This window comes from Phyllobacterium phragmitis (assembly GCF_002980495.1).
In the GTDB taxonomy this organism is placed as follows: domain Bacteria; phylum Pseudomonadota; class Alphaproteobacteria; order Rhizobiales; family Rhizobiaceae; genus Paramesorhizobium; species Paramesorhizobium phragmitis.
This window is the reverse complement of sequence record NZ_PVBR01000002.1, coordinates 356,997-377,944: the sequence shown is the minus strand read 5'-3', so window position 1 is coordinate 377,944 and position 20,948 is coordinate 356,997. Positions and strand designations below refer to the sequence as shown.

The 20,948-nt window shown below is 58.1% G+C and carries 19 protein-coding genes and 2 pseudogenes; 8 read left to right on the top strand and 13 right to left on the bottom strand.

Translation table 11 applies throughout. The annotated features are described in order from the left end of the window. Window positions 1–501: 501 nt before the first annotated feature. Both C5748_RS03990 and leuA read right to left on the bottom strand, forming a co-directional pair. The gene (locus C5748_RS03990) at window positions 502–966 is read right to left on the bottom strand and encodes a YbaK/EbsC family protein (RefSeq protein WP_105740612.1); all 465 of its coding nucleotides are present in this window, start codon (window positions 964–966) and stop codon (window positions 502–504) included. A 49-nt stretch (window positions 967–1,015) separates the two neighbouring features. Beyond that, a complete protein-coding gene (gene leuA, locus C5748_RS03985) occupies window positions 1,016–2,680 on the bottom strand; it encodes a 2-isopropylmalate synthase (protein WP_105740611.1) in 1,665 nt (554 codons plus the stop codon). Between the two features lie 332 nt (window positions 2,681–3,012). On the opposite strand from leuA, the gene C5748_RS03975 reads away from it, so the two are divergent. Beyond that, entirely contained in the window at window positions 3,013–3,804 is a 792-nt protein-coding gene (locus C5748_RS03975) for an AraC family transcriptional regulator (RefSeq protein WP_105740609.1), read from the top strand. Window positions 3,805–4,041: 237 nt separating this feature from the next. Here C5748_RS03975 and C5748_RS03970 read toward each other — a convergent pair whose 3' ends face one another. After that, complete coding sequence (locus C5748_RS03970; protein ID WP_158259804.1) at window positions 4,042–4,920, bottom strand: DMT family transporter; 879 nt, start codon at window positions 4,918–4,920, stop codon at window positions 4,042–4,044. Between C5748_RS03970 and C5748_RS03965 the strand changes: the two genes are divergently transcribed. Continuing rightward, window positions 4,904–5,539 (top strand): GNAT family N-acetyltransferase, encoded by a 636-nt coding sequence (locus tag C5748_RS03965; protein ID WP_245428768.1) that lies wholly within the window; start codon window positions 4,904–4,906, stop codon window positions 5,537–5,539. The genes C5748_RS03970 and C5748_RS03965 overlap by 17 nt on opposite strands. Before the next feature lie 65 nt (window positions 5,540–5,604). Then, the gene (locus tag C5748_RS03960) at window positions 5,605–6,276 is read left to right on the top strand and encodes a transglycosylase domain-containing protein (RefSeq protein WP_245428766.1); all 672 of its coding nucleotides are present in this window, start codon (window positions 5,605–5,607) and stop codon (window positions 6,274–6,276) included. Window positions 6,277–6,866: 590 nt separating this feature from the next. On the opposite strand, the gene C5748_RS03950 is transcribed toward C5748_RS03960, so the two are convergent. From C5748_RS03950 to C5748_RS03930, 5 genes and pseudogenes are all read right to left on the bottom strand, one after another. Beyond that, the gene (locus tag C5748_RS03950; protein WP_105740607.1) at window positions 6,867–7,646 is read right to left on the bottom strand and encodes a sulfite exporter TauE/SafE family protein; all 780 of its coding nucleotides are present in this window, start codon (window positions 7,644–7,646) and stop codon (window positions 6,867–6,869) included. A 4-nt stretch (window positions 7,647–7,650) separates the two neighbouring features. Continuing rightward, on the bottom strand, window positions 7,651–8,079 hold the full coding sequence (locus C5748_RS03945) for a YeeE/YedE family protein (protein ID WP_105740606.1): 429 nt from the start codon (window positions 8,077–8,079) through the stop codon (window positions 7,651–7,653). Further along, the gene (locus C5748_RS03940; RefSeq protein WP_245428790.1) at window positions 8,076–8,495 is read right to left on the bottom strand and encodes a YeeE/YedE family protein; all 420 of its coding nucleotides are present in this window, start codon (window positions 8,493–8,495) and stop codon (window positions 8,076–8,078) included. Before C5748_RS03940 ends, C5748_RS03945 begins: the two co-directional genes overlap by 4 nt. Beyond that, window positions 8,495–9,544: pseudogene (locus C5748_RS03935) on the bottom strand (MBL fold metallo-hydrolase); the annotation flags it as partial. The pseudogene C5748_RS03935 and the gene C5748_RS03940, both read right to left, overlap by 1 nt. A gap of 45 nt (window positions 9,545–9,589) precedes the next feature. Beyond that, window positions 9,590–12,085 carry a DEAD/DEAH box helicase gene (locus C5748_RS03930; RefSeq protein ID WP_105740676.1) on the bottom strand — a complete coding sequence of 832 codons (2,496 nt, stop codon included), beginning with the start codon at window positions 12,083–12,085 and terminating at the stop codon, window positions 9,590–9,592. Between the two features lie 226 nt (window positions 12,086–12,311). Here C5748_RS03930 and C5748_RS03925 point away from each other — a divergent pair, with 226 nt between their 5' ends. The 3 genes and pseudogenes from C5748_RS03925 to C5748_RS03915 form a co-directional block, all read left to right on the top strand. Beyond that, window positions 12,312–12,566 carry a helix-turn-helix domain-containing protein gene (locus tag C5748_RS03925; protein ID WP_105740604.1) on the top strand — a complete coding sequence of 85 codons (255 nt, stop codon included), beginning with the start codon at window positions 12,312–12,314 and terminating at the stop codon, window positions 12,564–12,566. Continuing rightward, the gene (locus C5748_RS03920) at window positions 12,566–13,897 is read left to right on the top strand and encodes a type II toxin-antitoxin system HipA family toxin (protein ID WP_105740603.1); all 1,332 of its coding nucleotides are present in this window, start codon (window positions 12,566–12,568) and stop codon (window positions 13,895–13,897) included. Before C5748_RS03925 ends, C5748_RS03920 begins: the two co-directional genes overlap by 1 nt. A 13-nt stretch (window positions 13,898–13,910) precedes the next feature. Beyond that, window positions 13,911–14,118 (top strand): annotated as a pseudogene (locus C5748_RS03915) (transposase); the annotation flags it as partial. Between the two features lie 153 nt (window positions 14,119–14,271). On the opposite strand, the gene C5748_RS03910 reads toward C5748_RS03915, so the two are convergent. Continuing rightward, window positions 14,272–15,150 (bottom strand): LysR substrate-binding domain-containing protein, encoded by an 879-nt coding sequence (locus C5748_RS03910; protein WP_105740602.1) that lies wholly within the window; start codon window positions 15,148–15,150, stop codon window positions 14,272–14,274. A 160-nt stretch (window positions 15,151–15,310) separates the two neighbouring features. Between C5748_RS03910 and C5748_RS03905 the strand changes: the two genes are divergently transcribed. Together C5748_RS03905 and C5748_RS03900 are read left to right on the top strand one after the other, a co-directional pair. After that, entirely contained in the window at window positions 15,311–16,558 is a 1,248-nt protein-coding gene (locus tag C5748_RS03905) for an aromatic ring-hydroxylating oxygenase subunit alpha (RefSeq protein WP_105740601.1), read from the top strand. After that, complete coding sequence (locus tag C5748_RS03900; protein WP_105740600.1) at window positions 16,555–17,622, top strand: FAD-binding oxidoreductase; 1,068 nt, start codon at window positions 16,555–16,557, stop codon at window positions 17,620–17,622. The genes C5748_RS03905 and C5748_RS03900 overlap by 4 nt, the downstream gene beginning before the upstream one ends. A gap of 12 nt (window positions 17,623–17,634) precedes the next feature. Here the strand turns inward: C5748_RS03900 and C5748_RS29195 are convergent, their stop codons facing one another. The 4 genes from C5748_RS29195 to C5748_RS03885 form a co-directional block, all read right to left on the bottom strand. After that, a complete protein-coding gene (locus C5748_RS29195; protein ID WP_280953468.1) occupies window positions 17,635–17,757 on the bottom strand; it encodes a hypothetical protein in 123 nt (40 codons plus the stop codon). Between the two features lie 106 nt (window positions 17,758–17,863). Then, entirely contained in the window at window positions 17,864–18,943 is a 1,080-nt protein-coding gene (locus tag C5748_RS03895) for a quaternary amine ABC transporter ATP-binding protein (protein ID WP_105740599.1), read from the bottom strand. Continuing rightward, window positions 18,936–19,823, bottom strand: a complete 888-nt coding sequence (locus C5748_RS03890; RefSeq protein WP_105740598.1) for an ABC transporter permease — start codon at window positions 19,821–19,823, stop codon at window positions 18,936–18,938. The genes C5748_RS03895 and C5748_RS03890 overlap by 8 nt, the downstream gene beginning before the upstream one ends. A 99-nt stretch (window positions 19,824–19,922) precedes the next feature. Then, window positions 19,923–20,924, bottom strand: coding sequence for an ABC transporter substrate-binding protein (locus tag C5748_RS03885; RefSeq protein WP_105740597.1), 1,002 nt, complete (start codon window positions 20,922–20,924; stop codon window positions 19,923–19,925). Window positions 20,925–20,948: the final 24 nt, after the last annotated feature.

The following is a 20,948-nucleotide window of genomic DNA, read 5'->3' as shown; positions in this document are numbered from 1 at the left end:
TCCACGTGGCAGGGCTCCGCATTCCTGCAGCGTGGCCACAAAATTGCTGTCGGACATCGCTGCGGCTCCTTGCCGGTTTCATTGTGTGCAAGTCGATGATGCCCAGCCTATGTATCTGATTTGAGCTGCGGCAAGCCCCAATTAGGTATGCTGGGGGGCCAAAGCGTCACACAGGCACTGAAAGCGAATGTCGGCATCGGTATTTGCGCGCCCCTGCAACCAAATTAAAGCCCGCTAAGTCAACGACTTAGCGGGCTTTTTGTTGCCGAAAATCGGGAAGCGGTAAATGCTAGTGGAAGCGTCAGGGGGTAAACCGTGGCGAAGAACCGGCGTTGGAGGTACTAAAAATAGCTCGTTCTGTGTGCCGGAAAAGCCACAGTTTTTTTGAGAAGAAGCCGGCCCTGCTGTCATATTTTGGCTTGAGCTGTCAATCGGCGCGGACCGGTTAAACCGGAATCTCGAGAGCAGAAGTTGAGGCGAACACGCGAGGCTAGCCGGAAATCAAGCCTGACGCACCTCAGCCACCCCGCCGTTGGTGAGCTGGATCAGTTGCTCCGCCGTCGTCCGAAATGCGTGCACTGGAGACCCCGCCGCAGCCCAAAGCGGATCGAGCGAAAGCAACTCGCTATCGATGATGGTGGTGACCTGACAGTCATGGCCGACGGGGGCGACGCCACCTATGGCAAATCCTGTCTTGCTCTGCACCCATGCAGCATCGGCGGACTTTACGGGTTGGCCAATCACGGACGAAACCTTGTTCCGGTCGATGTGGTGAGCGCCGGAAGCGATTACCAGAATGACATTGTCACCGGCCCGGAACACGATCGACTTGGCAATCTGCGCGACGGAGCAGCCGACTGCCGCCGCCGCATCGGCAGCGCTATGTGTGCCTGCCGGGAATTCAGCAATGCTGTCTTCATGTCCAAACGCGAGCAGTGCCTGCCGTACTTTTTCTACCATATCCATAGCGAGTTCTTTTCTCTTGCGTTGCTTTCTTCAGCTGAGGCTCAATGCCCTATCCCACGTTATTGGCGGCGCTCAAGAGCGCCCGGACGGATGCCGTGGCAACATCGGGATCAATGGCCGCGCCGAACACCGTTCGGCCATCTGTTGTGCGGCATTCGACATAGGCTGCGGCTTGCGCGCTCGCGCCGTGACCGATGGCATGTTCCTGGTAGTCCGCAATGTCCACCAAGGGACCTCCCGCTTCTTCGAGTGCAGCCACGACCCTGGAGATCAGGCCATTGCCTCGCCCTGAAAGAGAGCAGACCTCACCGTCGATAGCGATGCGGCCTACGAACAGCCGCTGACCCGCCCGACCAGTCTCCTCGTAATCCATGAGCACAAACCGGTCGGTCGGACGTGGCAAATAGCAGTTCTCAAAGCAGTGCCAAATGTCAGCGGCGTCGAGTTCACGTCCGATATCGTCGGCCAGCTTCTGCACATGGGCGCTGAAATCCGCCTGCAAACGCTTGGGCAGTTTCAGGCCCCGATCCTGCTCCATCACCCAGGCGACGCCGCCCTTGCCGGACTGGCTGTTGACACGGATGACCGCCTCGTAGGTCTCGCCGATGTCCACCGGGTCTATCGGCAGATACGGCATCTCCCATATACCATCGTTACACTGTTCATGCGCGGCGAAACCCTTGCGGATGGCGTCCTGATGCGAGCCGGAAAAGGCCGTATGCACCAGTTCTCCAGCATAGGGATGCCTGGGATGAACAGGGATTCCGTTACAATGCTCGACAGTTTCCACAACCTGGCGCATCGCCGGGAAGGACAGGCCGGGATCAATCCCCTGCGTGTAGAAGTTCAGCGCCAAGGTCACGAGGTCCACGTTTCCGGTTCGTTCGCCATTGCCGAACAGGCAGCCCTCTACGCGATCCGCGCCGGCAAGCAGCGCCTGCTCGGCTGCTGCGACTCCGGTGCCACGATCATTGTGGGGATGAACGCTGATGACGACCGCATCCCGCCGTGAGATGTGGCGGCAGAACCATTCGATCTGATCAGCATAGACGTTGGGCATCGCGACTTCGACCGTCGCCGGCAGGTTCAGAATTGCCGGCCGTTCCGGTGTAGGCCGCCACACATCGAGCACACGCTCGCAGATTTCGAGCGCGAAGTCGGGTTCCGTGAAACAGAAGGTCTCGGGCGAATACTCGAAAGTCCAGGCAGTCTCAGGGCGTTTTAGGCTCTCTTTGAGCATCGCCGTGACGCCTGTGACCGCCAAGTCAACGATTTCATGTTGCTCCATGCCGAAGACCACACGCCGGAACAGTGGCGCCGTGGCATTATACAGATGCACGATGGCGCGGTGGGCGCTTTCCAGCGATTCGAATGTCCGGGCGATCAGGTCAGTCCGCGATTGGGTCAGAACCTGAATCGTCACATCATCTGGAATTCTGTCCTCGCCAATCAACCGGCGAACGAAGTCGAATTCGGTCTGCGATGCCGAGGGAAAGGCTACCTCGATTTCCTTGAAGCCGATCGCGACCAGCATGTCGTAGAAGCGCTGCTTGTGTTCCGATCCCATCGGATTGGCCAGAGCCTGGTTGCCGTCGCGCAGATCGGTGGACAGCCAGCGTGGCGCCGCCGTCAGACGCCGTGAGGGCCATTGCCGATCCGGCAGATCAATGGGCGCGTTGAAGGGACGGTATTTGGTTTCTGGATTTTTCAACATGTGTGATTTCCGTTGTACGCGAAAAGGAGAAAACGAGCACGGCTGCATACGGCCACCAGGATGCCGTCAGTCCTGGCGACCGCCTGTAAGTCGCAGCGCTACGGAAAGGAGTTGACCCCGCTGAGTATCGAACCGGGCGCAGATGCTCGCCTCGGACACCTCAATAGCCGTCCACGCCGCGAAACGCGGCTGGACTTGATGGCTGGTGAGGAGGGCGATGGTAAACACGGTAAGACACAAAACCTAAGTGGACTGGCGCTACCATATCTCCGGCAAGAATGATACTCTCACGCGCAAGTGACATTCATCGTCGCAAAAGGGTCAAATTGGAAATGCCGGAGCAAACCGCCAGTGATCGGATCGTCGTCGTTAGCCAAGACGCGCACTGCTTCGCCAGCGGGCGCCATACGCACGAGCAGGCGCAGCTCATTTACGCAATCAGCGGCGTTGTTTCCGTCACAACGACAGACGGCACATGGGTCGTGCCACCGAGCCGGGCAGTTTGGGTTCCAGCGGGCATAGGGCACGAGACGAAAAGCCACGCCACGGTGCAGTTTCGCGCATTGCTGATCGATCCGGCTGACGTGAAGGGGCTACCCGGCGTCTGCGCGGTGGTGGAGGTGAGGCCATTGTTGCGCGAGTTGATTCTGCGGCTCGCCGCGCTCGCGGAAAGGCCAGGAAGCGCGGATTTGGGGCGCGTCGTCACGCTGCTGCTGCTGCTGGAATTGTCATTCCCGCCCGTCGAGCCGCTCAACCTGCCGACTCCCCAACACGCCCAACTCGCGCGCCTCTGCGAATGGATACAGAGTGACCCAGTCCGCGCCGTCTCTCTGGAGGAAGCCGCCAGCGCGCTTCATATGAGTCGATCGAGCTTCATGCGGCTGTTCAAGCGCGAGACTGGGATGAGTTTTGCCCACTGGCGACAGCAGGCACGTTTGTTGGGTGCGCTGTCATTACTGGCGGATGGGCAATCGATTTTGAATGTTGCCCTCGCTTGCGGCTATGACAGTCCAAGCGCCTTTTCTGCGATGTTCCGCCGTTCTCTTGGAAGATCACCGAGCGAGTACTTTGCACGCCCTGCGGGCGATCAAGGCTCTGACCCAGTGCTGGTGCGGCGAAGGTAATAGTTGTCCATTCCGATTGTTCTCGCCCAGAACTAAACATCGCATCGCGCTTTGTCACAACATGCGTCCTGCGCCATCGGGGCGCCGCATGCGCAGCGCTGATCCAGCGGTGCCGACAAGCAGGTCAATACCAGCCCAAGACAGTCCGCCCGCTTCGCAGTTTGGAGAACGCCACCGCGCACGACGGCTCCGCCAAAAATGGCTATATTTCATTCCCCTTCGATCTCAGAGACACTATCAATATGCTTGTTTGAGGGGCGAGTTCCATACGACAAGCCATCCAGCCACGAGGATAAAGCCAATTCCCAGCACCGTGAGTATGTCCGGAGCATCAGCAAAAAACACGAAGCTCCAAAATACGGCGAACACCAGATAGCTGTAATCAAATGTTCCGATGATCGCGGCCGGCGCGATCTGATAGGCCTTTGCTACCCCAATGCTTTCGGCAACCAGCAATATGCCCAGCAGCACAATGATTGCCCACGTCCCATTGTTCATCGCCGTCCACGGACTTTGCAGGAACGGAAAAGCCAGGTTGCCAGCGGCCGGAACGAACATAATACCTCCGACGCCGAGAGCACCCGACATGACGAGGCACAGGTTCAGGCTCATAGCTACGCTCAAGGCGTTCTCATCCGAGCATTTGCTTCGGGTTATGACCGCTGCGAGCGCATAGAAGATGGCAGCAAGGATCGGTAGCAGCGCAACTGCGGAGAAGGCATCGGCCGCCGGGCGCAGAATGACGAGCACACCAATAAAGCCCAGCAGGATTCCCAACCACCTTCGGGCGCCGACAGGTTCCCGAATGAGGGCGGCGGAGAAGAGAGCGATAAACAATGGCGTCGTGTAGAGTGCCGTTGCTGCCACCGACAGGCTCATGAACGGGAGCGCGGCGTAATAGGCAATCCACATCAGCACGATCAGTATGCTGCGGACAAAGACCCAACCAACGGCCTTCGGCCATAGTGTCGAAGCTGGGGCCAGGATTCTGGCAACACCAAAGAGCAGGGGAACGGTGATCAATCCTCGTGCGACAAAAAGCTGCCACAGTGAAAAGTCGGCACTGCTCTGCTTAACGACCGCATCGCCGAAGGCGAGCATGAAGACCGAGGTCACGATCAGCGTGATGCCGAGGGGAGTTCCTTCGATTGTGTCACGGGTTTCGGGATTTTTGCGACAACAAGGAGGAAAGATGGTGCTGCCAAGCTTCGAAACTGAACGCCTTTGGGTTCGGCCTCGCACAATGGCGGATTTCGATGCTTGTCTTGCGATGGATCGCGATCCGGCAGTTACACGGTTCATCCCTGGCCTGTGGAATGACCCCGTAAAGCATGAAGCCTTCCTAAGAGAAAGGATTGAAACCTCTCTTGGTGATGGTCTTGGGTACTGGTCCATTTTCCCGAAGGAGCAACCTGACCAGTTCTTGGGGTGGATTCTTCTCATCCCCTATGATGGCGTCGGCCCGGAAGTCGAAATCGGTTGGCGTCTTAATCAATCCGCTTGGGGAAACGGCTTCGCACTGGAAGCTGCCCGCCCAATCGTTGAACACGCCTTTCATACTGCAGGACTTGAACGCATCGTCGCGGACATCGACCCCGGCAATCTTTCCTCGCAGCGCGTCGCAGAGAGGATTGGCATGAAGCACATCGGCGATAGCAAGCATGGGGACGACCCCTGCAAATGCTATGTGATGACCAAGGCCGATCTCGGCGAGATGGTGTCGCGCAATTCCTAACTTCTGCAACAATTTGGTGTCTTGTGGTTCTTAGTCCCGCCACTTGATTCCGATTGAGAGATTGAATGAGACGAATTTTCAAGTTCACAGGCGTTCTTTTAGGTTTGCTGATCATCGCCGCCGGTGCTTACGGCGGAAAAGGATACTGGGACGCTCTGTCGGACGCTCCGCAGTTGGGGCAACGCGCAGATGATTTGATAGCGCAGGGGCGCGGAGGAGCCTCGCTTGGGGCGGAGCATCTGGCGATATTGATGACAGTGGAGGACCCAAATTTCGCTAATCACTCCGGGGTGGATTTTTCGACCTCCGGCGCTGGAGCGACAACAATCACGCAGTCGGCTTCAAAGCGCCTTGCCTTCGAAAAATTCCAACCCGGTGTCGGGAAGATTCGACAAACCGGCTACGCGATGGGTTTGGAAAGCCGCCTTTCCAAAGATCAGATTCTTGCGCTTTGGCTCGAAACATTGGAGATGGGCGAAGGCCCGGAAGGCTGGATGACTGGCTTCTACAAGGCAAGTTCAGCGATCTATGGGCGACCGCCCGCAGAATTAAGCAACTCGGAGTTCATTCGACTGGTAGCCGTTCTTATCGCCCCGGGATCATACAAGCTTCGCGAGAACGATACTGCGCTCAATGAGCGTGTCGGCCGGATTGAACGTCTGGTGGCAGGAACGTGCGCGCCAGAAGGGCTCAGCGACGTTTGGCTTGAAGGGTGCCGGCAACCTTCCGATAGCTAACCAGTATAGCCGTAAGCGGCTCTCATCTCATGAATTGACGTTAGGTGTGCCTTGCCCGTGAGAGGCTAGCGGCTTTTCAGAAACAAGATCGATGAGGGCAGACATGCCGGAGTGCCCCGCTCCTTCTGCGAGCACACTGTCATGTTCATGCAGATGCCGAATGCCAATGAGCGAATGAACGGACCAACAGATCCTTGTTATACAGGTTTTCTGCCTGGGGCGGACCGCCTGTCCCAAAGCGAAGTTGCTCAACGCGATACCCCTGCATGAGCAGGATGCCTCCTGGCCTCAGGCACTGGTAGAAGCCTGCAAACATTTTGCTGCGCAGGTCCGGTGGTGCGAACTGAACGAATATGGCGGCGACGACGTCATAGCTTTCGACCTTCCCCGTCGGCGACTGCGAGGGCTTTCATCCCAGGATGAAGTCGGTAGACCTGCGAGGCGAGAAAGGCGTTCGGCTTCGTTCCGAACAGGTAGCTCTCACCTTCGAATCTGCTGTCCCAATCATTTCCCATAAAGATGCTGTCCTGCTTGTTTGGTAATTCTCGCCAAAAACGTTCCGGTCAGACTCTACCCATCCAAGGTTCGCTTCATTGAACGACCGCACCAACGCTACGATAAAGCACATAGGCTGCCACGATGAAGATCACTGCGGCAAATATCCGGTTGAGCGTATTCTTGCGCGATGAAAGCCGGTTGGCCAGCATCATGCCGAAAATGCCACCAAGGACACCACCGGCGATGAACTCAAAGGCGATCGGCCAGTCGACCAAACCGGATGCGGCATAGTTGAGCGCTGTCGCCAGTCCAAAGCTGCCTACGGCGAGCAGCGAGGAACCGATGGCATTGAGCATCGGCATGCCGGTTGCCAGCATCAGGCCAGGAACTATGAGAAAACCACCACCGATACCGAAGAAGCCCGAGGCAATGCCGGCAGAGAAGGCTACGCCCGCCGTGATCAGGCAGGTGCGCAAGTTCACGGTACGCTCAGGGGCGATTGTCTTAGGCTTGGGGCGCAGCATCATTGCCCCGACGACGAGCATGACGAGGCCGAAGAGGAAGAGCAGGCGTTCACCGTCGATGAGCTTGCCAAGACTTGATCCTGCCAGAGCGCCGATCGTGCCGACACCAGCGAAGACGAGCGCGCATGGCCAGCGGACATTACCGCTGCGTGCGTGACCGACAAGGTTGGCAAATGCGTTCATCGAGACGGCCAGCGCGCTCGTGCTAATGGCGATATGCGGCTGAGCGACGCCAACGACATAGAGAAGTAGCGGTGTGGCGAGGATTGATCCGCCGCCGCCCATAAGGCCAAGCAAAAACCCGACAAGACCGCCAGAGAAAAGCGCCGGTCCAAGTGTGGACAGCATGTGGCTATCCTTTCTGGGCAACGAAACGATCGTGAACGACCATTCCGATGAGCATGGCGACCACGAACATCACCGCGGGAGCCAGTCCGAGGGACAATGACGCGATTGCCGGTCCCGGGCAGAACCCTGCCAATCCCCAGCCGATGCCGAAAATTGCCGAGCCAACGATAAGAGGTCGGTCAATACGGGTCTTGGCGGGAAGATGATGCCGGCTGTCGAGCACGGGCCTATTGAAGGCAAAAGCCAGACGATAGCCGACGAAATCGACAATAACGTCTGCCCCCAGCACGAAGATCAGGCTCGGATCCCATGCGCCAGTGATGTCGAGAAAGGCTTTGACCTTCGCTGGATTGAGCATGCCGGAAATGGCAAGGCCCAGGCCGAACAGAAGGCCAGCAACGAGCGCGACCAGGATGCGGAGCGCACCTGTCATAACCAGCCTCCCAGTCGCAGCGCGAGTACGGTCAGGATCGCTGTTGCGAGGAAGGTCAACACGGCGGTGAAGGAACGAAGCGATAGCCGCGCTAACCCGGAAATCCCGTGGCCGGAGGTGCATCCCGAGCCCATGCGGGTGCCGAAGCCGACCAGTAGCCCTGCAACGATCAGTAATGGCAAGGTCGCTGTTATCACGACCTGCGGCCCGCTACCGAACATGAGGCGATAGGCCAGAGGGCCGAGCAAAAGGCCAACGACGAATGCCACGTCATGCCCAAAGCGTTCGCCACGCTTGCCAAGGATGCTGCCGACAATACCGCTGATACCGGCGATGCGGCCATTGAGAAGCATCAGCAGGCTAGCGGACAATCCAATCAGTGCACCGCCGGTGATTGGAGCGAAATAGGGTTCTATCACCAGACCACCCCTTCCAGGGCATTCAACGGTATCTTGAGGTAGCGTCTGCCGTTCGCCTCGGGTTCTGACAGGCGCCCGCCGGCGATGTTGACCTGCAGCGCATGCAGGATGAGCTTGAGCATGGGGAGCGTGGCGTCGCGCGCCTCGCGCAGAGCGATAAAGCTCTCCTCGGTCTGGTCGGTGATGTGGGGGTTGTCGGCTTTTTGCTCCGCGACGGTGCTCTCCCACCGAGGCTGACGTCCGTCCGGTTGGTAATCGTGCCCCGAAAAAATTCTGGTCTTGTCCGGCAAGGAGAGAATGGCCTGGATGGACTGCCAGAGCGACTTGGCGCTGCCGCCGGGGAAGTCAGCGCGCGCGGTGCCGGAATCCGGCATGAACAATGTGTCGTGGACGAAGGCGGCATCGCCGATGACATAGGTGACGGATGTGAGCGTATGGCCTGGCGAAAACATGACCTTGGCGTCGATTGAGCCGATCTTGAAACTGTCGCCGTCGGCGAATAGCCGATCCCATTGCCGGCCGTCCGCCGGAAAATCCGGCCAGTGGTAGATGTCCTTCCAAAGGGCCTGCACATCGACCACATGAGCACCGATTGCGGTCGGTGCTCCGGTCTTCTCTTTCAGATAGGGAGCGGCCGAGAAGTGGTCGGCATGCGGATGGGTATCGAGGATCCATTCGACGGAGAGGTTTTCCTCGGCGATGCAGGCGAGAAGTTTATCGGCCTGTTCGGTTTTGGTGGCGCCCGACTTTTCGTCATAGTCCAGAACCGGATCGATGATGGCGCATTTGCCAGTTGCGGGGTCGCTCACCACATACTGAATGCTCCCGGTACGTGGTTCGTAAAAACCCCTCACGTTCGGCTTTGCCGATCTGGAACCGCGGTTCGCCGCAAGCCATGCCTGAGCCGAAGCACGCTCAATTCCAATGTCGGTCGCCGTCGTGATCGGTCTGTCGTCGCTGAAACCCTCGACGTCAGCATGGCCGGCAAGCACCTGTTGGTTTCCACGCGGAACTGAGCCGGTTAGGCGCCATAGCGTCGTCAACCGAATACGACGATGATTGCGATATCGTGACCGGCTCCGGGCTCAGCCTTACTTGAAGGGAGGGGCGCCCCGCAAGCCGTCCGCCAGCGCGGAAAGGGCATCGGCCAGTTGTTGCGCTGTTTCCTTCGGGGGTAACGGCACCTTCAGGCTCTGCGCGCCGGTTGACGGATCGCGTTCGATCCACGGGTGCGATGGCGCTTCCGGATCGCCGGCGGCGGCGAGGGCGGACACCAATTGCGTGCCCACCTGGATCAGGGCGAGCCATGGGTTTGGCGCCGGATCAGTTGACGGAGTCGAGGACTTGTCGGGAGCCGCGATATTGCCGGGACCGGTATCCGCACCCGCTTTTACGTCTTGCTTAAGGGCGGTATCGTCGGTGACGATACCGCTGTTCCCCGCTTCCTCCGCCGGCGTCACCGCCTCGCTCTTACCCATGCCGCCGGTGACATCTTCCACGTCCTTCATGAAGCGGTTGAGGCGCGAGCCGCCGAGCGAAATCTCGCTGCTGCCGCCGTCGAGAATTCCGGCTGACAGCGAGCGCTTGAAGGCCAGCACCGAAAGCATCCCTTCCTCGATGGTGCCCTTGGCGACGAAATTGATGATCCGCACGGGCGCTAGCTGACCAAGGCGATGGATGCGGGCGATGCGCTGCTCCAGTATGGCGGGGTTCCATGGCAGGTCCATGTTCACGAGAGTCGAGGCATGCTGCAGGTTGAGGCCCGTGCTGCCGGCGTCGGTGGACAGGAACACGCGGCAAGCGGGATCGTGGCGGAACCGCTCGACGAGCGCCGGGCGCTTCTCCGAGGGCACGCCGCCGTGGAAACTGACATAGCCGAGGCCGCGCGCTTCGAGGCGCTTGATGATGATGTCATGAGTCCGCGTCCATTGCGAAAACACCACCGCCCTGGCATTCGGCTCGGCGAACAGATCGTCGAACAAGGCCATCAGCTCATCGGCCTTGACGCCATGGTCCGTCTCCTGGTCCAGCAGATAGGTGCTGTTGCACGCCATGCGCATGTTCTGCAGCGCACAGGTCATCCGTCGCTGATCCTTGTCCGACAGGAAACCGGTCTTGCGCCAGCGCTGGACGACTTTGGCCACCATATCGGCGTTTTCCTGATGGTACACCATTTGCGCCTCGGTCATCGGCACCAGGAGATTCTGGTCGAGGCGGCTGGGCAATTGCTTGAGCACCTCGGATTTGCGGCGGCGGATCATGATGGGTGCGAGAGTCTGGCCGATCTGGTCCAGCCCCCGATAGCCGGTGACGCGGCTGCTTTCATCCTTCACCTGGTGCTCATAGAGCAGCTTCCATGTCGGCCCCAGTCGATGCTGATCGACGAACTGGACGATGGAAATCAATTCCTCGAGTTTGTTTTCAAGGGGCGTGCCGGAGAGCACAATGGCATAGGGGCTGTCGATGCGCTTCAGGGCACGGGCGGCAATCGTGTTCCAGTTCTTCACTCGTTGCGCCTCATCGACGATCACGAGATCGGGCGCCCAATCGGCGATAAGGTCGAGGTCGGGATTGAGCTTCTCGTAGTTCGTTATCTTGCAGAAATCATCGAGGCGATAATCGATCTGGCGCTGCGCCCGCCCGCCATTGATGACGCGCGCGGCATTCTCGCCCTGCCTTCCGGTGAAACGCAGAATCTCGCTCTGCCATTGATATTTAAGCGATGTCGGGCAGATCACTAATACCCTTGCAACACTGAAATGCCGCGCCAATATCTCCATCGCGGCGATGGCCTGGATGGTCTTGCCCAGGCCCATATCGTCGCCGATCAATGCCCTGCCAGCCCGCACCGCAAACAGCGTGCCTTCGGCCTGATAGGGATAGAGCGGCACCTTCAGAAAGCCGCCGAGCGCGGGATCGGAGGTTCCGAGCGGAAACAGTTCCTCGAGTTTCGCCGCGCGGCGTTCCGCATCTCGCCGTCCCGCGATAAAATCGAGCGCATCGTCATAGGCGCGGAGCTCATGATCCGAATTCGACGCCATCGCCATGAAAGGCTCAAGCTCACTGAGCCGATCCTCCGGCAGCACTCCGTCCTGATCTGCGTCGAATAACGCCGCGGCGGCCTCGCGCAATTCCGGCGGACAATCCGCGCCGGCGCGAAAATGGATGCGCCGCTTGCCGCCGTTGCGTAAATAGAGTTCCGAAAACGCCGGCCGGTAGCCGCGCGCGAACGCCGCCTTGGCGCCGCGTTTCTTCTCCAGCCGGGCGAGGGTGAACTCGATATGCTTGCAGGTTCCGAGTTCGTTTGTCGCATAATCCGGGCAAGAGCAGAAATTACCGCCCGGCCCCCGGCCTCTTATCACCACGCGGTAGCTCGATTTCGAAGCCGGATTGCTCACCCGGAATTCAGAGAAGAACGGCTCCTTGGTGAGGTTCTCGAGCGCGAATGGCTGCTCGCGGCCGAACTGGCGGCGCAAAGCCCGTTGCCATTCCACCGGCGACAAATCGGCGGGCGCTTGGTTGCGCGAGAGCTTGGGTTCCTTGTTGGGTTTGACGGTGGACTTTGGGCTTCGGCGCTTGGATTTCATCGAGGGCATATTTCTATTGCAAGGCTGGTTTTTTCCGCGAGCCATTCATCCGCCACCGCAAGGCAGATTGCAAGATAAGACGGAGACATCGTGTAAAGTCGTCCCCGATATACGCATTTGCGTTTAAAATAACTTAATACGCGCTCGCGTATATTTCTGATTTATACGCTATCCCGTATATTGACAAAATATACGGGATAGCGTATAGTGCGATCAGAGGTGTTCCATGGCCGACTCCATTGCGCGTAACGAAAAACAGATCGGCGCTATCCTGCGCCGTGCTCGCAAACAGGCTGGCCTGACCCAGTCAGGCCTCGGCGGCCATATCCATCTGCGCCAAGGGACGGTGTCCCGGCTTGAGGCCGGCGAGCCGGCCGTCCAGCTGCGCACGCTGATGGCGGCGCTGTCGGCGCTTGATCTTGAACTGGTGGTCCGTCCGCGCAGCAAGGGCAGCGCAACTGACATCGAGGATCTGTTCTGATGGCTCGCCGCCGCACACACGCCCCGCTCAATGTCTTCCTGAACGGCCGCCTCGTCGGGGTGCTGCGGCGCGAATCCACGGGCGCGATCGATTTCCGCTACGACCCGGACTGGCTATCGTGGGACAGTGCTTTCGCCGTCTCCCTGTCCCTGCCGCTGCGTGAAGATCGGTATATCGGCGCGCCGGTGATCAATGTCTTCGACAATCTGCTGCCGGACAGCGACGCGATCCGTAAGCGCGTTGCCGAACGTGTCGGGGCGAACGGCACCGACGCTTACAGCCTGCTCACCGCTCTCGGCCACGACTGCGTGGGCGCTCTGCAATTTCTGCCGGACGGGATCGATCCCGGCCCGACCGGCGGCACTGATGGACAACCCGTCGATGACAAGGCCATCGCGGATCTTATCAACAATCTTGCCACAGCCCCGCTGGGCATGGGAGAGGATGGCGATTTCAGAATTTCAATCGCCGGTGCGCAGGAGAAAACGGCGTTGCTGCGCAAGGACGGCCACTGGTTCAAACCCACCGGCACGACCGCCACCACGCACATCCTGAAACCACAGATCGGCCAGTTGCCCAACGGTATCGACCTCTCAAACAGTGTCGAGAATGAATATCTCTGCCTCAAATTGCTGGAGGCCTTTGGCGTCCCGGTCGCCACCGTCGAGATCGCCGATTTCGGCGAACGCCGCACGCTGATTGTGGAGCGTTTCGACCGGCGCTGGACGAAGGATGAACGCCTGATCCGCCTGCCGCAGGAAGATTGCTGTCAAGCGCTCTGCGTGCCGCCGACCCGTAAATATCAGTCCGACGGCGGTCCCGGCCTGCGCGAGATTCTTGAACTGCTGAGGGGCAGCGACACGCCGGATGAAGATATCGCGACCTTCATGCGCGCCAACATCATCTTCTGGCTGTTGGGCGCGACTGACGGCCACGCCAAGAATTTCAGCATTTTTCTGACGCCTGGCGGTCGCTACCGGATGACGCCGCTCTACGATGTGCTCAGCGCTCAGCCCAGCCTCGATGCCCACCAGATCGTGCCCAAAAAATTCAAACTCGCCATGTCTGTGGGCAAGAACCGCCACTATGCGCTCAGCGACATCGTGCCCCGACATTTCGTGCAGACGGCAGACATCGCCGGCATCGGCACACCGTTGATGCGCACACTCTTTGCTGATCTCGCCGCCAAGGCTCCCCGTCAGGCGGCTGCCGTGATCAACGCACTTCCTTCCGGCTTCCCGCAAGACATGGTTGAATCCATCAGCAACGGCATCGCCCATCGCGTCCGTCTGATCGAAACCTATTTATCCGGAGATCTCAACGTCGAATGAGTCATCCGTGAAGCTGCCAGCCCGGCTGATGGCGGGACTGGCCATCCTCAAGATGCACGACCTGTCCGACGAAGCGCTCTGCGAACGCTGGGCGGAGAACCCTTATTACCAGCTGCTCTGCGGCGAGGAATTCTTCCGCCATCAATTTGCCGTTCGACCGCTCGTCGATAACACGCTGGCGCCAAAGGATGGGCGCGGAAAGGCTGAATGCCCTTCTTCAGGGTGTTTGGCGGAGAGGGGAGGATTCGAAGTGCAACTCCGACGAGGCGTCGCTGGGGTAAATTGAGCGGATCAGATCGCGACTTCCAATGAATGTCGGTATCGGTGGTTGCCTGCCACCGCAACCAATTCTGTCAAACGCGGCGAACAGCCGCTTAGGTGCTTTTGACGAGCCAGTCTGCAAATAGGCGAGCTTTCGACGTCGCCCGCGGATGGATTTTCAGATGGAATGTCGCGGGTGAGGGGATGCTTTCAGGCACAAGCTGGACAAGCCGTCCTTCTTGCATCAGGTTTTCGACCAGCCCATCCCAACCCAACACCGCGCCGACATCGTCCTGAGCGGCCTGAAGCGCAATCATGTAGTTGTTTACATAGAAGCTGCGGCCCGTTGGAACGGGGTGTCCAAGCGCCAGGAACCAGTCGGTCCAACTCGTCCAGTCGGTTTCCTCGGTGCTTAAATGAATCAAAGGCGTCTTCAGCAGATCCTCGACTCGTGTAATGTGGTGCTCGGTGGCGAAATCTGGTGTTCCCAGGGCGACAATGCGATCCTGAAACAGATTGCGGATCTCGACGCTATTCTCCTGCGGATTGCCATAGTGGATGCTCAGATCGCAGCGGTTGGTCATTCCGGGCACGTCGCTGACGATCTGCGAGACGGTGATGGCGGGATGGATCTTCCAGAAGGCTGAAATCTTCGGTGTGAGCCATAGCGAACTGACTGCTGTGGTGGCCCGGATGGTCACGTCAACCTTTTCGGGGCGATCGCGTATCTGCGTGACGGCTTCCGAAATCATTTCGAAACCCCGCTGGATCGCAATGAACAGAAACGCTCCTTTCTCCGTCAACTCGACACCGTGGCTGCGACGCAGGAACAGGCTGCATCCAAGGTCGATCTCAAGCGCTTTGATCTGATGGCTGACGGCCGCTGGCGTGACGTTCATTTCCTGGGCGGCTTTTTTGAAACTCGCATTTCGCGCGGCCGCCTCGAAGCAGATGAGCGCAGTCATCGAGGAGAGATCGTATGGTCGTGGCATCAGGACCTCTTCGGAGGAGTTCTCTGTGTCATGGACAGATGCCGCGACAGATATGAGATTAGCTCAGCTAAACCAACATGAAAAAAGATGCTATTGTAAAAAGGGTTTCCGAACAAGACAATGTTAGTTCAGTTGAACACACTGAACATGGATTTCTCCTATGACAGTTTCCTCGCCCTCCATCCAGGAGCTGCTTGCACGCCGCGTGCCGGGCTATGCCCTGGAGCAGCCGTTCTACACATCCTCCGAAGTGTACGAACTCGATCTGCAGCACATCTTCTACAGAGAGTGGCTCTACGCGATCCCGGCTTGCCAGCTCACTAAATCAGGCAGCTACGTCACGATGCACGTTGGCGCTTATGAGGTGATCATCGTTCGAGCCCGCGATGGCGAAATCCGTGCCTTCCACAATTCCTGCCGTCATCGCGGCTCGCTGATTTGCAAAGCGCGCGAAGGCCAGGTGGCCAAACTCGTCTGCCCTTATCACCAATGGACCTATGAACTGGACGGCAAGCTGATCTGGGCGAACGATATGGGCCCGGACTTCGACGCCTCGAAGCACGGCCTGAAACCCGTGAATCTGCGCAATATCGAGGGACTGATCTACATCTGCCTCTCGGACACGCCGCCGGATTTCGAACCCTTTGCCGAATTGGCGCGTCCTTATCTCGAGGTTCATGATCTCAATAACGCGAAGGTCGCGCACACCTCGACCATCGTCGAGAAAGGCAACTGGAAGCTCGTGTGGGAAAACAACCGCGAGTGCTACCACTGCTCGAGCAATCATCCGGCACTCTGCCGTTCTTTCTCCCTTGATCCCGAAGTGGCGGGCGTATCCGCGGACGGATCGGTGTCGGCGACCCTTCAGGTGCATTTCGACCGTTGCGAGGCTTCTGGTGTGCCTGCGCGGTTCCGGCTCGCCGGAGGAGGCCAGTTCCGCCTGGCGCGGATGCCGTTGCAGGAAAGGGCGGTGAGCTACACGCTCGATGGCAAGGCCGCCGTGCGCAGGAACCTTGGCCGGGTTGCGCTGCCCGATGCAGGCTCACTGCTGATGTTCCATTACCCATCGACCTGGAACCACTTCCTGCCGGACCATTCCCTGACCTTCCGGGCAACGCCGATCAGCCCCACGGAAACGGAGGTCACGACCACATGGCTTGTACATAAGGATGCCGTCGACGGTGTCGATTACGACCTCAAGCGCCTGACAGAAGTCTGGATCGCCACCAACGACGAAGACCGGGAGATTATCGAAACCAACCAGCGTGGGATTTTTTCACCCGCTTATGTTCCCGGACCATATTCGCCGGGTCAGGAAAGCGGCGTGTCACAATTCGTCGATTGGTATGCAACCCGGCTCGAGCGTTCGCTGACCCCCGCTGCAAATGGCTGCGGAGTGAAGGAATGAATGCAGTCACGAAGCCCAAGCTCGCTTTCTGGTCAGACACGGAAGAACTTGAATGTGTCTCTTTTCTTCCAGAGGCACCCAATGTCATGACTTTCTGCTTCCAGTCGCCGTCCGGAGCGTTGTTCAGCTTCGATCCCGGGCAGTTTCTCACTTGGGAATTGCCCGTTCCCGGCGGACCGATTTATCGGACCTACACAATCTCTTCGGCTCCCTCGCGGCCGATCTCGCTGACGATTACGGTCAAGGCGCAGGCCGACTCCGTCGGGACGCGGTGGATGCTTGACAATTTGCGTCCGGGCACGCGCCTGCGGGCAATCGGTCCGGGCGGAAGATTCTCGTTCATGCATCACCCGGCCGAAAAATATCTTTTTATCTCAGCCGGTTCTGGCATCACCCCAATGATGTCCATGACCACCTATCTTTACGATTCCGGGCGGGATCCTGACATCATCTTTGTCAATTGTGCCCGCCGCCCGTCGGAGATCATTTTCCGCGAGCGGCTGGAGCATATGGCTTCGCGCGTAACCGGCATCGATCTGAAATGGGTGGTGGGAGAGACCGATTCCTACAAACCCTGGACCGGCTATCGGGGCATCTTCAACCAGTTGATGCTAGGCCTGATGGCGCAGGATTATCTTGAGCGCGAGGTGTTCTGCTGCGGGCCCGAACCATTTATGCAGGCCGTGCGTGAGGCGTTGGCCAGTCTCGGCTACGACATGGAACGCTACCATCAGGAGAGCTTCCATGCACCGCTGTCGGAAACCGAGGACGTCCCCGAGAGCTTGGTTCCCGATCAGGAAAACAAGGCGGAGATCGAATTTACCCTATCCGGCGTCTCCACGAGCTGCTCCGAGACGGACACAATTCTGGCGGCCGCACGGGCTGCAGGTTTGGCGATGCCGTCGGGCTGCACCATGGGATTATGCGGGACCTGCAGGATTCTCAAAACCGAAGGTCAAGTGCATATGGTGCACAATGGCGGCATCACCGACGAAGACATCGCCGACGGCTATATCCTTGCCTGTTGTTCCAATCCAATCGGCCGCGTGAAGGTCGACGCATAGCAATATGTTAGGTCAGGCGATGAAGCCGCGGATCGAAGCCAAAACTCCCGCTTCGATCTCGATGGCCTTCAGTTCGTCCAGAGTTTTTCGGCGCGCGGCGGTGCCGGGAATATGCACTCCCACGGACTGCAGCAATGGTCCGATCGTCCGCGCGGCCGCGCATTGAGCTCGTTATGCGGTTCCTCTCATAACGAATGTTGCGGGTCCAAGTGCACCATCTTTGCCGCTCCGAACCACCTTTTCATACGGCTCTGGCCAAGGCGCTGTTGCCTTGTGGGGCAGCGGCATGCGAGTTGACCATAGCTCCTGCGAGCTGCCGGAGATTGGCGATGCCGATCGGGTCGCCAGTCGCTCCAATCACTGCAACGTCTGTCTCCCGGCCGTTTACAAGAGTGCGGACGGCGTCCTCAATGGGGGTCCCCGACGCAATCGACGTGCCGGGCAACGAGAAACCAGGTTGCAAAGGCGCCATCACGGCGTCCACATGGATGACGCGGCCTCTGTTCACTTCTTTGACGAAGTTTGCCACGTAGTCGTCGGCAGGTCGCAGAACGATGGCCTGACTGGTCCCCTGTTGAATGACCTCGCCATCGCGGAGGATGGCAATCTGGTCTCCCAGGCGTAGCGCCTCGTCGAGATCATGAGTGATGAAGACGATGGTCTTCCTGATTTCCTTCTGCAGGTCGAGAAGAACAGTTTGCATGTCGGTGCGGATAAGCGGATCGAGCGCAGAGAAGGCCTCGTCCATCAGAAGGGCTGGCGCATCATTGGCCAGTGCCCGCGCGAGGCCAACACGTTGTTGCATGCCGCCCGAGAGCTGATTGGGATACTTTTGCTCGAAACCCTTCAAGCCGACCCGTTCCAGCCAGCTCATTGCCGTATCCACCCTCTTTGCTCGCGAGATCCCCTGAACTTCAAGACCGTAAACAGTGTTGTCCAGCACGTTGCGATGGGGAAGAAGTGCGAACTTCTGGAACACCATGGCGGTTTGATGCCTGCGAAATCCACGCAGCTCGACTTCATTCATTTTGACAACGTCAATCCCGTCGACGAGGACCTCTCCAGCCGTCGGATCGATTAGGCGGTTGATGTGGCGGATGAGTGTCGATTTGCCTGATCCGGACAGGCCCATGATCACTTGGATACAGCCCGATGGAATCTCAATGTTGATGTCGCGCAAGCCCAGCACATGACCGTGCTTTTCATTAAGTTCTGCTTTCGAAACGCCATTTTGTACGGCCTCGATATGAGCCGGCGGATTTGCTCCGAAAATCTTATAGAGGTGGCGGATCTTGATGCCACCGAAACGCTGATCAGCCATGGACAATCTCCCGGTGCTGCTGGAGCCGCTTGCCATAAGACTGGCTGACTCGATCGAAAATGATGGCGATGCCGACGATGGCAAGACCGTTGAAAATGCCGAGCGTGAAATACTGGTTCGCAATCGCCTTGAGCACCGGCTGTCCCAGGCCCTGGACACCAATCATTGAAGCGATAACGACCATTGCGAGAGCCATCATGATGGTTTGATTGATGCCGGCCATGATAGTCGGCAATGCCAGCGGCAACTGGACCTTGAATAGCTTCTGGCGGTCTGACGAGCCAAACGCATCCGCTGCTTCGAGGACATCCTTGTCTACAAGCCGGATACCGAGATCTGTAAGCCGGATCATCGGAGGAATGGCATATATGACAACCGCAATAAGACCCGGAACCTTGCCAATGCCCAGCAGCATGACGACCGGGATCAAATAGACAAAACTTGGCATGGTCTGCATAACGTCGAGAATCGGGCTTATCACCTTCTGAACGCTGTTGGAGCGCGACATCAAAATCCCGATCGGAATCCCGATCGCGATTGACAGTACCGTGCACACAAAGATCATGGAGATCGTGCGCATCGTGTCGTCCCACATGTCGAAGTAGCCGATTGCGAGCAAAGTAAAGAAACAGCCAAGCACGATCTTCAGACTACGGCTTGCTGCCCAAGCAATGGCAAGGATGATGGCGACAATTATAGGCCAGGGAGTCTGGGTCATAAACCGCTCCGCATTGATCAAAAAGTGCTGCAGCGGCGTAAACATGCTTTCAATGATTTCGCCGTAACCGCGCGTGAAGGCACGAAAGCCATCGTCTATGGCTTTCTTCAAGTTGCGAAGCGTTTCGTCGTCCATATGTGGAAATTTGTAAAACCATTCCATTCGGTTCCCCTTCTCAAAAAAGAAGCCGGCACGACTCTTTCTATTTTTCGGCTATGAGGGGTGCGGTGCGTCTCCCGGCGCACCGCACACAAAGAAGGCTTACAGTGAAGCTTCGATCTTTTCCGCCGCTTCAGGCGATACCCACTTCATCCAGATGTCTTTGTTTTCTTTGAGGAAGTGTTTCGCGCCGTCTTCGCCTGATGCCTGGTTTTCTGTCATCCACGCCATCAGTTTGCCGACGGTCTCATTGCTCCAGGAGCGCTTCTCGATATAGCTCATCACCTCCGGACCAACTTTCTCGGAGAAAGACTTGGCCACCAAGGTGACGACCTTATCCACTGGCCATGCATTCGGCTTTGGATCGGGGCAATCCGCTACGGTGTTGCAACGCTTCCACTCAGCATCATCGTGCGGCACGCCAGGCTCAAGCTTCACCATTTCGTACTTGCCCAGAAGAGCAGTCGGAGCCCAGTAATAGGTTGCGAAACCCTGTTGCCGCTCGTATGCCTTCGAGATCCCGCCATCCAATCCAGCGGCTGAACCTGTGTCGACCAGCGTGAAGTTGGATTTCGATCCGTCGAGCGCCTTGAAAAGCTGAGAGGTAACGACCGTACCACCCCATCCCTGCGGACCGTTCAAGAGAGCACCTTTGGAAGGGTCTTCTGCAGCAGGGAAGAGTTCCGGGTGTTTCAGCATGTCCGGGATTGTCTTGATTTCGGGATGAGCATCAGCGAGGTATTTGGGAATCCACCATCCCTGAACGCCCCCGTCAGGCAATGGAGAACCGACGAGAACAAGCTTCCCTTCGTCAGTGCCCTTCTTGACGACGTCAGGCAGAAGGTCGATCCAGGCTTCCGGTGCGATATCTGGTTGGCCTTTTTCAGCCATGGAGGTGATAGTGGGAACGGTATCGCCAACGGTGATGTCAGCGCTGCATCCGTAGCCTTCATTGAGGATAATTTTGTCGAGGTTCGAAAGTACCTCCGCACTTTGCCAGTTCATGCTGGCGATTGTCAGGCTCCCACATTCTGCGGCAGTTGAGACCGACGCGGTACCGAACAGGCCGAACATCAGGCATGTAGACGCTAGTAGCTTTTTCATTATTGTTCCCTCTTTTGCGGCAGT